Below are 14,256 nucleotides of genomic sequence, written 5' to 3' on the forward strand. Positions count from 1 at the left end.
TTAATCCCCCAGAGAGTCGTCGCTTGCCGTTGCGTTCTTGCAAAGCGCATCGACGACCTTGTCAAAACGCATGCTCCTCGATGCCTTGAGCAAAGGAATAACCTGTGCGCCGCCGCCATTTTCCGGCACCACCGGCAAATCCTTTTTGAGTGCATCGATCAATGCGTCAAGCCCGTCGAAGCACCGGCTCTCGCCCGGGAAAGCTGCCGCCGCCCTGGCCGCCAACTCACCGCAGCTGTAAATCCGATCGAAGCCGAGTTCGCCGGCTGCCAGCCCCAGCTCGTGATGCATGAGCTCGGAATCGGGCCCGAGTTCGCCCATATCCCCAAGGATCAGCCAGTGCCGCCCGCCAAGACTGGCTGCGAATTCCATTGCGGCGCGGGCGGATACCGGGTTGGCGTTATAAGAATCGTCGATCAACCAACCGCCGCCTTTTCGACTGAGTAATTGCAGGCGTCCGCCCATTTGCCGGGCAGCCTGCAGACCATCACGAATATCATCGATTCCCGCACCCGCCGCGGATGCCGCTGCCGCCGCGGCCAGCGCATTCATCACGTTATGGGTACCGGCAAAATTCAATTCAAGCGGAAAACTGCCAAGCGGTGTGGTCATGGAAAAACTGAGCCAGGGTTGTCCATTGCGAACGCCCTGGGACACGTCGCCGGCGGTGAACCGGGCGTCCCTGCCCAGTCCAAAACTGATGATCTCCCGCGTGCCGGCCAGTTGCTTCCAGAGCCCGGTGTATTCCTGATCCGTGTTGATGATCGCAGTGCCGTCGGCCGGCAACCCCTCGAACAACTCACCTTTCGCCCGGGCTATTCCTTCCGGGCTACCAAAACCCTCGAGGTGTGCGCTGTCTGCGTTGTTGACCACGCCGATCGTCGGGCAGGCAAGCGCGGTCAGTCCAGCTATCTCGCCGGCATGGTTCGCGCCCATCTCGATCACCGCGGAGCGATCCTCCTTCGCCAGCCGCAGCAATGTCAGCGGCACGCCGATATCGTTATTCAGGTTGCCGCGCGTACTGAGTACCGGTCCGCGCCGCCCCATGATCGACGCCAGCATTTCCTTGACCGTGGTCTTGCCGTTGCTGCCGGTTACGGCGATCACCGGAATGTCGAATTCCTGCCGCCACGCAGCCGCCAGCTGGCCCAGCGCCAGCCGCGTATCACCGACGCCGACCTGAGGCAGGTCAACCTGCTGCAACCGATGAACGAGCGCGCCAGCCGCCCCTGTACCAGCGGCGGCAAGTACGAAATCGTGGCCATCGAAATGTTCTCCCTGGATTGCGATAAACAGCTCTCCGGCAGACACCTTGCGGCTGTCGATAGACACGCCGGCGAATTTTGCGTCATTGCCATGCAACTGGCCGGCGAGGTGTGCGCTGATCTTTTGCAAGCTTCCGCCAATCATCGAGGCTCCTCCAGGACCTGGAGAATTTCCTGAATATCTGAAAATGGCAGCTTCTGCCCGGCAATTTCCTGGCAGGACTCGTGGCCTTTGCCTGCAACCAGCACGATGTCATCGGGTCCGGCCTGTTCCAGTGCCGTGGCAATGGCCTCGCGGCGATCCGCAATCGTGATCACATGGTCGGCGTCAGCGGTACCCGACCTTATGTCGTCGATGATGGCAAGCGGATCTTCGCCTCGGGGATTGTCGCTGGTGACGATGACCCGATCCGCGGACCTGGCGGCAATTTCACCCATCAAGGCCCGCTTCCCCTGGTCGCGTTCTCCACCGCAACCGAACACGCACCAGAGTTGTCCCGTCACATGCCGGCGCAACGCGGACAGGGCTTTCTCTAGCGCGTCCGGGGTATGCGAATAGTCGATAATGGCAGTCGGCCATCGGTCGCCTCCGCTCACGACCTCCATGCGCCCTGGTGGCGCGGACACCCCGGCCAACGCCTGGATGGCATCTTCCGCCGCAACCCCGTCGGCCAGCAGGGCCGCCAGGACCAGCGCCAGGTTGCTGGCATTGAAATCGCAGAGCAGACCGCTGCTCAGGCTCAGTTCGCCCCAGCTGCTGTTAAAATCCAGTTCCAGCCCGCCGGTCGTTTCTCTGACTTGCTCGAGGCGAAGAAATTCGCCACGCGCGTGTGCATCCGCAGTCCGTCCAACACGCAGCAATCTGATCCGCTGTTGCAATTGCTCAATGATGGTTTCGGCGTAGGCGTCGTCTACATTGATGACGGCGCGATTCAACTCCGGGTTCAGAAACAGCCTGGCCTTGGCGGCCCCATAGCTCGCGAGGTCACCGTGGTAATCGAGATGATCGCGACTGAGGTTGGTAAACATTGCGGCGCTGAAATGAACCCCGTCGACGCGGCCTTGGTCCAGTGCGTGCGAGGACACTTCCATCGCCACATGAGCGGCTCCGAGTCCGCGCAGCTCAGCCAGCCGCCGGTGTATACCGATGCAGTCCGGTGTGGTCAGCTCTCCCGCCGACAGGGCGACCGGAAAACCATGCCCCAGGGTGCCGATGATTCCGGTGGACTGGCCACTGGCATCCAGCGCGCCAGCCAGCAACCACGCGCAAGTGGTCTTGCCGTTGGTCCCGGTAATGCCGGTAACCTCGATTTTCTTCGATGGAGCATCGAAAAACAGGTCTGCCATACGGCCCAGGCGGCGCCTCAATTGGGGCACCTCCAGCAAAGGCACGCTGGTGTCGACCGATGGCGGCCCGGTACCGATCGAGGATTCCCAGGCAACCGCGACTGCCCCTTGCGCAAGCGCCTGCTCGAGATAATCCAGGCCATGAGATTGAGTGCCGGCACAAGCCAGGAACAGACTCCCCGCGACCACCTCGCGGCTGTCCAGCGTGATATCGGTGATCACCGGGTTGCCTGCCAGTCTGTCCTCCGGGATGCCAAGCAACCGGGCCAGCGAGATTCCGGCTTTTGCGGGCGTCGCAATCATCATCGGGCTCTCACCGCCGCGGCAGCGGGCTGAACTCGAGCCTGTACGATCGCACTCGGTTCCAGCCGGTATGGCGTCAGCGCATCGGGCGGTACCGCCAGGTAGCGCAACGCACCGGACATGACCGCGGAAAAAACCGGCGCGGCCACATCACCGCCATAATATTTTTCACCACCGGGCTCGTCGATCAGGATGACGATAACCAGCCGCGGATCGGTGGCCGGTGCAAGGCCGACGAACACGGCAATGTAACGGTCGGTCGAATACCCACCCGCCTGGAATTTCCAGGAGGTGCCGGTCTTGCCGGCGACCCGGTAACCGGGCACGGCCGCTTTCCTGCCGGTACCGCCGGAACTGACCACCCGTTCCAGCATATCGACCACAGCGATCGCGGTTGCCGCCCTAATCACTCGTTCACCGGCTTCGGGCCGATCGGTTCGCAACAAGGACACCGGCCGGCGGATACCGTCCGCCGCCAAAACTGCGTACGCTTGCGCCAGTTGCAGCGGCGTCAGCGACAAGCCATAACCATAGGCCAGCGTCGCCTGGCCGATCTCGCGCCAGTGGCTGTAATGATTCAGCAGGCCCGCCGATTCACCGGGGAAACCACTGGTCGTGAGCCGACCGATACCGAATCGGCTGATGATCCCGAACAAATACTCGCTATCCAGCGACAAGGCTACCTTGGTCGCGCCCACGTTGCTCGATTTCGCAAGGATCGTCCCGATCGGAATGATTCCCAGATTCTTCGTGTCCTCGATGGTCTTGCCGGGTACCGTGACATAACCGGGCGATGTATCGATCCGTGAGTGCGGCGTGTACTGCCCGCTTTCCAGCGCCGCGGCAATAACCAGGGGTTTGAAGCTGGATCCAGGTTCGAAAATATCGGTTACCGCGCGGTTGCGGTAACGCGCGGCAGAAAACTGCGCACGGTCGTTCGGGTTATAACCGGGCTGATTCACCATGGCGAGGACTTCGCCGCTGGTGATGTCCAAGACGACCACGGACCCCGATCTTGCCTGGTGGTGCTGGACTGCCGCTTTCAGTTCGCGATAGGCCAGGTACTGGATGCGCAAATCTATACTGCTGACCAGGTCCTTGCCGGGTCGCGCCGGCCGGATGCTTTCGACATCGCCGATCACGCGCCCCAGCCGATCCTTGATGACGCGTTTGGCGCCCGGTTCGCCGACCAGCCACTGGTCGTATGCCAGCTCCAGGCCCTCCTGACCGCGGTCGTCAATGTCGGTAAAACCGAGCAGGTGCCCGGTCACTTCTCCGGCCGGATAATAGCGGCGATATTCGCGTTGCAAATAGACCCCGGGAATTTCCAGGTCCATGACGGCAGCGGCGCGGTCAGGCGACAGGTGGCGGCGCAGAAAAATAAACTCGCGCTCCAGGTTGCTGGTGATCTGGCGCAAAAGATTTTCCGGGCTGCGCTCGAGTATTTTTGCCAGTTCACCAATGCGATCGCTGGACCGCGCCAGGGCGGGCGGGTCTGCCCAGACCGAATCCACCGGCGTGCTCGCCGCCAGGGTTTCACCGTTACGATCGAGAATTGACCCACGATGGGCGCTCAGCGCGATCACCCTGAGATGGCGCGCATCCGCTTGTCGTTCAATGAACTCTTTGTCCAACACCTGCAATTGCAGGGCGCGACCGATAATCACCAGCGAGACCATCGCGAACACGGCCATGACCAGCCAGGCACGCCAGCGGAACTGCCGATACAATTCCTGCTTGCTGTTGCGCTTCATGGCTTGACCACCAGCAATTGTTCCGGGCTCGGCACAACCATGCCCAGTTCCTCGCGCGCCATACGCTCGATTCGCGCATGTGTCGCCCAGGTGCTTTGTTCGAGTTGCAGCCGTCCCCAATCGATATTGAGCAAATCGCGTGCAGCTTCCTGTTTCTGCAGTTCCGAAAACGACAGTCTAGATTCGTGCCGCGCATATACGGCGACAATGGCCGAGAAACCGATGGCCAGCCACAGAATGAACACCATCAGGGAGTTGAACCTGCGGTCGGCCAGCATCATAGCCTCACCGCGATGCGCAGCACTGCGCTCCTTGCCCTGGGGTTATCCGCAACTTCTTCCGGCTGCGCCTTGACCGGCCTGCCAACCCGCGTCAATTTTGGCTGCGCCCGTGACGGGATATCAGGTAGGCCGGCATAAACCGGATCGGGCCTGGACTGGTCCCGCATGAACCGCTTGACGATGCGGTCCTCCAGCGAATGGAAACTGATCACGCAAAGCCGGCCGTCCCTGGCCAGCAAATCGATGCTCTGCGTGAGGCACTTTTCGAGTTCCTGCAATTCCTTATTAATAAAAATCCGGATCGCCTGAAAGGTTTTTGTCGCCGGGTGACGCTTGCGTCTGTGCGCCGGCACCAGCGGCTCGATGATCGCCGCCAAGCGGCCGGTCGTTCGTATCGGCGCGTCCAGACGAGCTTCGACGATTGCGCGGGCAATGCGTTTTGCCTGCCGCTCTTCGCCGTAACGAAACAACACCCGCCTGATTTCCCCCTCTGCCGCCCGCGCTAGCCAGTCCGCGGCGCTTATCCCTTCATCGGGCGACATCCGCATATCCAGCGGACCGTCCGAGCTGAAACTGAACCCGCGCGCCGGGTCGTCAAGCTGTGGCGACGAAACACCCAGGTCCATCAGGACTCCATCCACCAAACCAGTCATGCCATGCCGCCGGACAATGTCGGTTATCTCTCCAAAAGTTCCCCGGCAAATGCTGAACCGGGAATCACGCCCCAAGCCGGACTGGGCTTCTGCCACCGCTTCCGGATCCCGGTCGATCGCGATCAGGCGGCCTTTTTTGTCCAATTTCCCGAGGATCGCCTTGCTATGCCCGCCCCGGCCAAAAGTACAATCCAGGTAGGTCCCGGATGGCTTTATTGCCAGCCCCTCCAGCGCTTCATCCAGAAGCACCGGTTTGTGCAAATTCATTTGTGCCACAGATCGTTACAACGAAAGTGATTCGAGCTCAGGCGACAAACCGGATTCACCGGTCTGGTCATCCTTGAGCCATTCATCGATCCGCTCGTTCCAACGCGCTTCATCCCATAATTCGAATTTGTTCCCCTGGCCAATCAGCAATGCCTGCCGATCGATCGCGGCAAATTCCCGGAGTTCTTTGGCCAAAAGAACACGGCCATGTGAATCCAGCGTCACGTCGCTGGCATAACCGACCATGAATTGCTGAAGACGGCGAGCTTGCGGATGAAGACTGGGCAGTCGAATCAGTTTTCTTTCGATTTCTTCCCAGTCCGGCAACGGGTAAATCAGCAGGCATTGCCGGTCTACGGTGATCACCAGCTGGCCGTCGCTGCGCTGGCCGATCCGCTCTCGATAGCGGGTCGGTATCGCCAGGCGACCCTTGCTATCAACGGTGACTTTGTTTGCCCCTCGAAACATCCGAAATCCCTGTTACCGCGGCTGGAAATCCCTAGATTTCCCACTTTTTCCCACTCTGAGACACTATAGGGAGCGCATCGATTGCCTGTCAACAGTGGAAAGTGATGTTTTTTTAGCTAAGACAGTAACTTAGGAGCGACAGTTCATGCTTGCGGTGGCGTCTAGACAGGCCAAAAATCAATAGCTTGCGAATGCTTTGTCAGGCTAAATCTACGCATTTTGCTGGTTTTTCTTTTCTTTCAGATCGGTAGATTTCCTGATGCTTGCAAAAAACAGCGGGGAGCCGGCCGATAAGCCGGGTTCTGTCTTGGGCAACCATTCATCTGGGATCTGCGTCGCCGCAGACCTCGAGCAACCTACCCGGGAACCCACGCGGGCCGCGCGTGGCAAAAAGCCTGTTCCCCTATTTGGTCTTGCTCCAGGTGGGGTTTGCCGTGCCGCGGAATGTTGCCACCCGCGCGGTGCGCTCTTACCGCACCGTTTCACCCTTGCCGGCGCCGTAGCGCTTAGGCGGTCTACTCTCTGTTGCACTTTCCGTAGGCTCACGCCCCCCAGGCGTTACCTGGCACCTCGCCCTTTGGAGCCCGGACTTTCCTCTGCACAAAAGTACAGCGATTGCCTGGCCGACTCCCCGCAACAAAGGTAAGGCCACGCGGCTAATTTCTCAAGCGTTTATCCGGGGAGGCTGGCGTCTAACCCCCATTATTCATGAATAATGCGGGCTAACGTTTCCCGGCGAGCCTCGTGGCCAGCGCATATACCTCCTGACGCGGCAGACCACATGCCCGGCTGGCAATCCTGGCGGCCTTGGCTGGTGGTAATTCGGTCAGCAACTCGTTGAGCAGTGCGCTGACATCCAGCGCCCCGGCGGTCACGGAGCTGTCCGCGCCCGAGATCACGATGACGAGTTCACCACGCCCCATATCGCTTTCGCGTTGCGCCCGCGTGGCCAGTTCAGCCAGCGTACCGTAATAGACAGTTTCAAATTTCTTGGTCAGTTCCCTGGCCACACAGGCGAGCCGATCGCCGCCGAGAATCTGCGCCATGTCATCCAGGACTTTCTTTAACCGGTGCGGGGCTTCGTAAAAAACCATCGTCCTCGGCTCGGCAAGCAATGATTTCAGATGCCTCGTGCGGGCACCGCTTTTGGCCGGCAGAAAGCCCTCGAAAACGAACCGGTCGGTCGGCAGACCCGCGATGCTGAGCGCAGCCGTAAGCGCGCTAGGGCCTGGCACCGGCACCGCTCGCAGCCCTTGCTCACGCACCGCTTTTAGCAGGCGATATCCCGGGTCGCTGAGTAGCGGCGTGCCAGCGTCGCTGATCAGCGCAACGCAATGGCCAGCCGCCAGCAACCGGATAATCTCCGGCGTGCGGGCTATTTCATTGTGTTCGTGCAATGAAATCAGCTTTTTTTCCAACCCCAGCCGAGTCAATAATATGCGGCTGTGGCGGGTGTCTTCAGCCGCCACCAGGTCAACCGAGGCCAACACCTCTTTTGCCCGCAAAGTGATATCGCCCAGATTGCCGATCGGTGTTGCGACCACATAAAGAATGCCGCGCTGCTCCGACACGATATAATGCCCCGCTGAAGATGGTACAAGACGCCATCCTGCCCTGAGGAAAACCGGCCATGCAAGTGAATGGAAAAATAATCAAAGGATGGCTGGTTCTGATCGTGGCGCTGCTGTCAGCTTCCTGCGTCAGCACCGGTGGCGTACGCGACCCCGGCCGCCTTGGCGCGCAGGCGACCAGGCTGGAACAGCGGGGAGACTACCAGGAAGCAGCAACCCTTTATCTGCGCCTGGCGCAAAGCACCAGGGGCCAGGACCGGGACCGCTACCTGGTGGCCGCCGCCTTTGCCCTTTATCAAAGCGGGGAAGATGGACGCGCACGCGACGCGCTGCGACGGGTGACCGGTCCAATGCAGGGCAACGCGTTGAGCCGCTGGGCCTTGCTCGGCGCCAGCCTCGCGCTATTGCGCCACGAACCGGTTGCGGCGGTCGATTTGCTCGGCCAGTTACCGGTCGAGTTATCGCGCGAGGACCAGGCCTGGGCCTATTTGTTGCGCGGGAAAAGCAGTTTCCAGCTTGGCCAGCCCAGCAACGGAATCGGGTTTTTGATATATCGTGAAACCTTGCTGCCCAGCGACAACGCACGCGACAACAATCAGCAGGAAATCTGGAACGGCCTGCAGCAAGTGCCGTTGCAAATGATTCAGGATGAGCTGTCCCATGCGGAAGACCCGCTGGTTGCGGGCTGGCTTAACCTTGCCGCGACGACAAAACTGGCGGACCGCAACCCATTCTTATTCAAAACCGCGATCGCAATCTGGCGCGATCATTACCCCGGCCACCCGGCGGATGGCCCCCTGCTGCGGCGAGTCATCGAGGCATACCGGATATTCACCGAATACCCGCAGCAGGTAGCCTTGTTATTGCCATTGAGCGGCAGACAACAGTCCGCGGCACTGGCGATCAGGGAAGGATTCATGGCCGCATATTTTCAGCAAACCGAGGTCGGCCTGCGCCCCGATATCCGTATCTACGATGTCAGCAAGCTTGGCCCAGAACAGGCATACCACCTGGCCATCGTAGAGGGTGCGGATTTTGTCGTTGGCCCCCTGACCCGGCCGGCTGTTGCCGCCGTCGCTGAAAAATATGTCTCACAGATAAAGATGCTGGCCCTGAATTTTCTCGATAGCAACGTCGGTGCAGCGGAAGGTTTTTACCAGTTTGCGCTGATCCCGGAAGACGAAGCCCGAGCGGTAGCCAGGCGTATTGCAGGCCAGGGCCTGACCCGTGGCCTGGCATTGGTCCCCAATAACGACTGGGGAATGAGGCTGGTCAAAGCCTTCAGGGACGAAATTCAGGTCCAGGGCGGCGAATTGCTCGACTATCTCCCCTACGATGTCAGCGCACAGGATTTCTCATCCACGATCAGGCGTTTGCTGATGCTGAGCGACAGCTACTCCAGGCGCAGCCGTCTGCAGTCCACACTGGGCGTCGGCCTTGAGTTTGAACCGAGGCGCCGGCAGGACATAGAGTTCATTTTTCTCGCGGCCAGGCCCGCTCAGGGCCGCCAAATCCGGCCCCAGCTTAAATATCATTACGCCGCTGATTTGCCCGTCTTCAGCACCTCGGCAATTTTCAGTCCCGGTACCGACGGTAACCGGCTGCTGGATGGCGTGTCCTTCGCAGACATGCCGTGGATGATAGATCCCGACCTGTTGCAAGGTCAGCTCAGCAAAGCCATACATCGGGTATGGCCGTCGATGGCGGCCCGTGGCCGGCTGTTCGCGATGGGATTCGATGCCTACCGCATGGTGCCCATGCTGCACCGGGGCTCATTTGGCGACCAGCAAGTGGCGGGCATGACCGGTACCTTGTGGCTGGACTCGGATCGACGTATCCGGCGTGACCTCGAATGGGCGGAAATCAACGCTGGCGAGCCGAGGCTTTTGCCGGCGCTGAGCCCTATCTTCGCCGACCCCGGCGTAATCGATTCGTCTTTCGTGGCTGAGCCCACGACACCCGACGATGACCAGAGTTTCGGAAACTAGGCGTCCGCGGCCGCTACCGCCTGAGTGACGTGCAGACCAGCCAGCAACGGGATGGCGGTGGCGCGGAAGCCATCGCGCTCAGCCATTTGCAAAAACACGGCTTGGTCCTGCTGGACAGTAATTTCACCTGCCGGGTTGGTGAAATCGACCTGCTGATGCGGGACGGCGACACCCTGGTCGTGACCGAGGTGCGTTATCGCGCAAGCGGCGTCGAGGATGCCCTTTACTCGATCGGTTATCAGAAGAGACAAAGAATACGCCGGGCCGCCCTGAAATTCCTGCAGGACAACCCGGCGCTGGCCGAGTGGCCGTTGCGCTTCGATGTGATCGCCATCGGCGGATCGTTGAATGACCCGCAGATTAGCTGGGTCGCCGACGCATTTCAGGATGAGTAAGCAACGGCGATTCATGAGACAATATACGGCGGTGGAGCCATGCCGTTTTTATAGCCCAGAACCGGAAACAGCAGCAATGAACAGTGAGGATCGAGTCAGACAGCACTTCGCCGACAGCATCGAAATCAAACGCCAAGCAAGCGAACTGGCGCCACTGGTCAGCCGCGCCGCGACTTTGATTACGAGGAGCTTGCTCGACAATGGCAAGGTACTCAGTTGCGGCAATGGCGGCTCGGCCGGAGACGCACAACATTTTTCCGCTGAAATGCTCAACCGCTTCGAGATGGAGCGTCCGGGTCTGCCGGCGATTGCGCTTACCACCGACAGTTCGACTCTGACCTCGATCGCCAACGACTATAGCTTTGACGATATTTTTTCAAAGCAGATTCGGGCACTGGGTCAGCCCGGGGATGTCCTGCTGGCAATCTCCACCTCCGGTAACTCCGAAAACGTTACCCGCGCCTGTGTGGCCGCACACGAACGCGGCATGAGAATCGTTGCCTTGACCGGGCGCGATGGCGGCGACCTCTCCGGCATCCTTGGCGAGGACGATATCGAGCTAAGGGTTCCGGCGCAGAATACGGCGCGTATCCAGGAGGTTCACCTGGTCTTCATCCATTGCCTGTGCGATCTCATTGACCGGGAGCTGCTGGGTGTCCAGGACTAGCCGTACGGCCGGCCTGCCCGCGGCATTCATCGAACAGCTCAGGATTGTTTCGGGGCAACATCACAACAGAAAAATACTGACCGACCCGGCCGATTGCTGGGCCTATGGCTATGACAACAGCCGGGGCCGATCATTGCCGGCGGCCGTGGCCCTGCCCGAAAGCACCGCTGAAGTCGCTGGAATCATGGGGGCCTGCAACGAGCACCGGATCGCGGTCTGCCCGCGCGGCCGGGGCACCGGCACCACAGGAGGCGCGATCCCGCCACAGGGGGGGCTTGCCCTTTCGCTCGAACGAATGGACCGAATTCTCAGTGTGGACCCGGCCAATCGAGTTGCCGTCGTCGAGGCAGGCGTCATCAACCAGGATCTGCAGAATCACCTGCAGCCGCACGGGTTTTTCTGGCCGCCCGACCCGACCTCAGCCGCGTACTCGACTATAGGCGGCAACCTCGCCTGCAACGCGGCCGGTCCGCGTACCCTCAAATACGGAACCCCGCGCGACAACACTTTGGGCCTGACTGCGGTGACCCCCCAAGGCAAAATCATCAGGACCGGCAGCTACACGACCAAGTGCGTAGTCGGCCTGGATCTGACGCGCCTGCTGATCGGATCGGAAGGCACCCTGGCAATCATTACCGAAGCTACGCTTTTGCTGACACCAGCAGCGCCGGTCGAAACGACATTGCGGGCGAGCTATACATCGATAAAGGAAGCAGCGGACGCGGTGTCGCGAATCATGGCGCAGGCTTGTCAACCTCGGGCATTGGAATTCATGGACTCTGGCGCCATACGCGCGATCGGCCGGCTGGACCAAAACCCGCTGCCTGAACAGACCCGCGCCTTGCTGCTGATCGATGTGGATGGCACCGTGAATGGTCTGCAAGAGTCGGTTGACGCAATCCAGGCCGCGGCCAGGAGTGACGGTCTGCTCGAATGGTTGCAGGCAGGCAGTGCAAAAGAGGCGGCGGCTCTGTGGCAGACCCGCAAGGTTCTGTCGCCATTGCTGCGCAAATTGGCGCCGGGGAAAATCAATGAAGACATCGTCGTGCCGGTGTCGAAGATTGCCGAGCTTATCGACGCACTCGACCGGCTGGCACGCGAACACCAACTGTTAATCGTCAATTATGGCCATGCGGGCAACGGAAATATCCATGTCAACTTGTTGTATGACCCGGCCGATGAGCAACAAACCGCGGCGGCAAACAAATGCCTGGCCGAGGTATTCGAGCTGACCCTGTCGCTGGGCGGCAGCCTGTCAGGCGAACATGGCATCGGCTTCGTAAAACGGAACTTTGTCGGCCTGGAAGTTGACGCCGAGACGATGGCGGTCATGCGTGGCATCAAGAACCAGCTGGATCCGCTGAATATTCTCAACCCGGGAAAAATGTATCCGGACCAGTCAGGTCACTGACTCGCAGGTGATCGCGGATCAGCGCACGATCTTGAGTGTTGGCCGACTGTTGGTCTTTGGCTGGTCCGGCGTGTCGGGTTCGGGCGGACCCAGGTCTTGGTCGTCGCTGAAAATCATTCCGACACCGGTCTCTTTGGCATAAATGCCCTGCACAGCCGACACCGGTACCGATACATGCCAGTTTTTACCCTGAAAACGCGCATCGAACTCGACGATTTCGTTGCCCAGAGAAAGATTCCTGACCGCATTGCTGTCAATATTCAGAATGATTTTTTCATTTTCAACATTTTCGGCCGGTACGACTACGCCCTTTGCCAGCGCATCAACGACGATATGCGAGGAATAGCCACAGTCGCCGATCCACTCGTACATTGCACGCAGCAGGTAGGGCCGCCTCGACGGCTCGGGATTGCTCACCATATGATTGCCTTTTGCCCCTGACCGGAAAACGGCTTAGGTTCGCATTTCCTGTTCCAGTTCGGACAAGCTGGCCTGAAACGACGGCCGGGAGAAAATTCTGTCCATGTATTGCTGGATGGGTTTTGCATTGCCCGGCAACTCGATGCCAAAATGCTGCAGCCGCCACAGAATCGGCGCCACTGTGCAATCGACCAGGGAGAAATCATCGCTGATAAAAAACGGCTTCGTGGCAAAAATTTCCCCGCTCGATAGCAGACTTTCTTTCATTTGCTTGCGCGCCTGGTTGGCCGATTTGGTGTCACCGCTGCTTTCTATTTTGTCCGCCAGTTCGTACCAGTCTCTCTCAATCCGGAATAACGCCAGCCGAAACTGGGCACGGCTGACCGGGTCGACCGGCATCAACGGCGGATGAGGAAAACGTTCGTCGAGGTACTCCATGATAACCCTGGAGTCATACAGAACGAGGTCCCGGTCGACCAATGTGGGCAGGCTGTGATAGGGGTTCAGGTCGAGCAAGTCCTCGGGAAGCTCCGGCCCGTCAACATCGATCAAATCGACGCTGATGCCTTTTTCTGCCAGCACGATCCTGGCGCGGTGACTGTGCACACACACGGACTTGGAAAACAGGGTCATAACGGATCGGCGGTTAGCCACTAATGCCATAACATACTCCAGAAAATTAAATAGAGATCAGGCCGCGATTAAAAACCTGGCAAACGGTCATTTGATGTCTTTCCAGTATTCCTGCTTCAACAAGTAGGAAAACAAAAAGAACACCAGCAGGAACATCAGCACGCGGACGCCCAGTTTTTGTCGCTCGAGCTTTACCGGCTCACTGATGTACTCAAGAAAATTAGTCAAATCGCGTACAAACTGATCGTATTCTTCCGGGCTCAACAGTCCTTCAGTGACCTGTTCGAAGCCAACCATGACTTTGTGTACGTCGCCGCTGGCGTCAATAATCGCCTCGTAAACCGGTTTTTGCAAACCCTGCAACTCCCACAGCACATGCGGCATGCTCGCCCCGGGCAGAAACAGGTTGTCGGTTCCTTTGCGACGATCGGGGTTCAGATAAAATCCCTTCAGGAAATTGAACACGTAGTCGGTGCCCTTGGCCCGCGCGATCAGGCTGAGATCCGGCGGCACCTGCCCGAACCAGCGTCTGGCGTCCAGCGGGTCCATGGCGATTTCCATGGTATCCAGCAGTTTCTTGCCAACGAACATCAAGTTATCGGTGACCTGCTGCTCGCTGAGCTGAAGGTCATCAGCCAGGCGATTATAGCGGACATACTTGGCCGAATGACAACCCATGCAGTAATTGACGAAGTGGCTTGCTCCACGCTGCAGCGACCGTACATTGCTCAGCACGTTGTTGGCTGGCTCCATTTTCGCCCCACCGCTGCCGGCAGCAAAAACAGGCGATGATAAAACCAATGCGCCCAGGGCAATCATGCCGGTCAATCTGT

General features: G+C 59.3%; 14 protein-coding genes and 1 other RNA gene. 4 read left to right on the top strand and 11 right to left on the bottom strand.

All coding sequences use genetic code 11. From position 1 onward, the window contains the following. The 8 genes from IIA05_04010 to rsmI form a co-directional block, all read right to left on the bottom strand. On the bottom strand, positions 1-1,410 hold the full coding sequence (locus IIA05_04010; protein ID MCH9026269.1) for a UDP-N-acetylmuramoyl-tripeptide--D-alanyl-D-alanine ligase: 1,410 nt from the start codon (positions 1,408-1,410) through the stop codon (positions 1-3). Then, positions 1,407-2,915, bottom strand: a complete 1,509-nt coding sequence (locus tag IIA05_04015; protein ID MCH9026270.1) for a UDP-N-acetylmuramoyl-L-alanyl-D-glutamate--2,6-diaminopimelate ligase — start codon at positions 2,913-2,915, stop codon at positions 1,407-1,409. The genes IIA05_04010 and IIA05_04015 overlap by 4 nt, the downstream gene beginning before the upstream one ends. Beyond that, a complete protein-coding gene (locus tag IIA05_04020) occupies positions 2,915-4,669 on the bottom strand; it encodes a penicillin-binding protein 2 (GenBank protein MCH9026271.1) in 1,755 nt (584 codons plus the stop codon). The genes IIA05_04015 and IIA05_04020 overlap by 1 nt, the downstream gene beginning before the upstream one ends. After that, the gene (gene ftsL, locus IIA05_04025) at positions 4,666-4,950 is read right to left on the bottom strand and encodes a cell division protein FtsL (GenBank protein MCH9026272.1); all 285 of its coding nucleotides are present in this window, start codon (positions 4,948-4,950) and stop codon (positions 4,666-4,668) included. The genes IIA05_04020 and ftsL overlap by 4 nt, the downstream gene beginning before the upstream one ends. Beyond that, positions 4,947-5,870 carry a 16S rRNA (cytosine(1402)-N(4))-methyltransferase RsmH gene (gene rsmH, locus IIA05_04030; protein MCH9026273.1) on the bottom strand — a complete coding sequence of 308 codons (924 nt, stop codon included), beginning with the start codon at positions 5,868-5,870 and terminating at the stop codon, positions 4,947-4,949. The genes ftsL and rsmH overlap by 4 nt, the downstream gene beginning before the upstream one ends. Before the next feature lie 15 nt (positions 5,871-5,885). Further along, entirely contained in the window at positions 5,886-6,338 is a 453-nt protein-coding gene (gene mraZ / locus IIA05_04035; protein ID MCH9026274.1) for a division/cell wall cluster transcriptional repressor MraZ, read from the bottom strand. A 275-nt stretch (positions 6,339-6,613) separates the two neighbouring features. Further along, positions 6,614-6,969: RNase P RNA component class A (gene rnpB, locus IIA05_04040), an RNA gene on the bottom strand. Between the two features lie 91 nt (positions 6,970-7,060). Continuing rightward, entirely contained in the window at positions 7,061-7,882 is an 822-nt protein-coding gene (rsmI, locus tag IIA05_04045; GenBank protein ID MCH9026275.1) for a 16S rRNA (cytidine(1402)-2'-O)-methyltransferase, read from the bottom strand. A gap of 92 nt (positions 7,883-7,974) precedes the next feature. Between rsmI and IIA05_04050 the strand changes: the two genes are divergently transcribed. The 4 genes from IIA05_04050 (at position 7,975) to IIA05_04065 (ending at position 12,370) form a co-directional block, all read left to right on the top strand. Continuing rightward, the gene (locus IIA05_04050; GenBank protein MCH9026276.1) at positions 7,975-9,897 is read left to right on the top strand and encodes a penicillin-binding protein activator; all 1,923 of its coding nucleotides are present in this window, start codon (positions 7,975-7,977) and stop codon (positions 9,895-9,897) included. 29 nt (positions 9,898-9,926) lie between these two features. After that, a complete protein-coding gene (locus IIA05_04055; GenBank protein ID MCH9026277.1) occupies positions 9,927-10,292 on the top strand; it encodes a YraN family protein in 366 nt (121 codons plus the stop codon). Positions 10,293-10,368: 76 nt separating this feature from the next. After that, a complete protein-coding gene (locus IIA05_04060; GenBank protein ID MCH9026278.1) occupies positions 10,369-10,959 on the top strand; it encodes a phosphoheptose isomerase in 591 nt (196 codons plus the stop codon). Beyond that, a complete protein-coding gene (locus tag IIA05_04065) occupies positions 10,946-12,370 on the top strand; it encodes an FAD-binding protein (GenBank protein MCH9026279.1) in 1,425 nt (474 codons plus the stop codon). The genes IIA05_04060 and IIA05_04065 overlap by 14 nt, the downstream gene beginning before the upstream one ends. Positions 12,371-12,388: 18 nt before the next feature. Here IIA05_04065 and IIA05_04070 read toward each other — a convergent pair whose 3' ends face one another. From IIA05_04070 to IIA05_04080, 3 genes are read right to left on the bottom strand one after another with little or no spacing between them, the layout of a single operon-like run. Continuing rightward, complete coding sequence (locus IIA05_04070; GenBank protein ID MCH9026280.1) at positions 12,389-12,790, bottom strand: ClpXP protease specificity-enhancing factor; 402 nt, start codon at positions 12,788-12,790, stop codon at positions 12,389-12,391. Positions 12,791-12,823: 33 nt separating this feature from the next. Further along, complete coding sequence (locus IIA05_04075) at positions 12,824-13,453, bottom strand: glutathione S-transferase N-terminal domain-containing protein (GenBank protein MCH9026281.1); 630 nt, start codon at positions 13,451-13,453, stop codon at positions 12,824-12,826. A gap of 57 nt (positions 13,454-13,510) precedes the next feature. Then, positions 13,511-14,242: a cytochrome c1 gene (locus IIA05_04080; GenBank protein ID MCH9026282.1), complete on the bottom strand. Its 732-nt coding sequence runs from the start codon at positions 14,240-14,242 to the stop codon at positions 13,511-13,513. Positions 14,243-14,256 lie beyond the last annotated feature (14 nt).

Source organism: Pseudomonadota bacterium (genome assembly GCA_022572885.1).
Lineage (GTDB): Bacteria > Pseudomonadota > Gammaproteobacteria > Steroidobacterales > MnTg04 > MnTg04.

Bases quoted from the DNA above. Each gene is read 5' to 3' on its own strand.
- IIA05_04010 (MCH9026269.1), bottom strand. From the start codon at position 1,410: ATGATTGGCGGAAGCTTGCAAAAGATCAGCGCACACCTCGCCGGCCAG.
- IIA05_04015 (MCH9026270.1), bottom strand. From the start codon at position 2,915: ATGATTGCGACGCCCGCAAAAGCCGGAATCTCGCTGGCCCGGTTGCTT.
- IIA05_04020 (MCH9026271.1), bottom strand. From the start codon at position 4,669: ATGAAGCGCAACAGCAAGCAGGAATTGTATCGGCAGTTCCGCTGGCGT.
- ftsL (MCH9026272.1), bottom strand. From the start codon at position 4,950: ATGATGCTGGCCGACCGCAGGTTCAACTCCCTGATGGTGTTCATTCTG.
- rsmH (MCH9026273.1), bottom strand. From the start codon at position 5,870: ATGAATTTGCACAAACCGGTGCTTCTGGATGAAGCGCTGGAGGGGCTG.
- mraZ (MCH9026274.1), bottom strand. From the start codon at position 6,338: ATGTTTCGAGGGGCAAACAAAGTCACCGTTGATAGCAAGGGTCGCCTG.
- IIA05_04060 (MCH9026278.1), top strand. From the start codon at position 10,369: ATGAACAGTGAGGATCGAGTCAGACAGCACTTCGCCGACAGCATCGAA.
- IIA05_04070 (MCH9026280.1), bottom strand. From the start codon at position 12,790: ATGGTGAGCAATCCCGAGCCGTCGAGGCGGCCCTACCTGCTGCGTGCA.
- IIA05_04075 (MCH9026281.1), bottom strand. From the start codon at position 13,453: ATGGCATTAGTGGCTAACCGCCGATCCGTTATGACCCTGTTTTCCAAG.
- IIA05_04080 (MCH9026282.1), bottom strand. From the start codon at position 14,242: ATGATTGCCCTGGGCGCATTGGTTTTATCATCGCCTGTTTTTGCTGCC.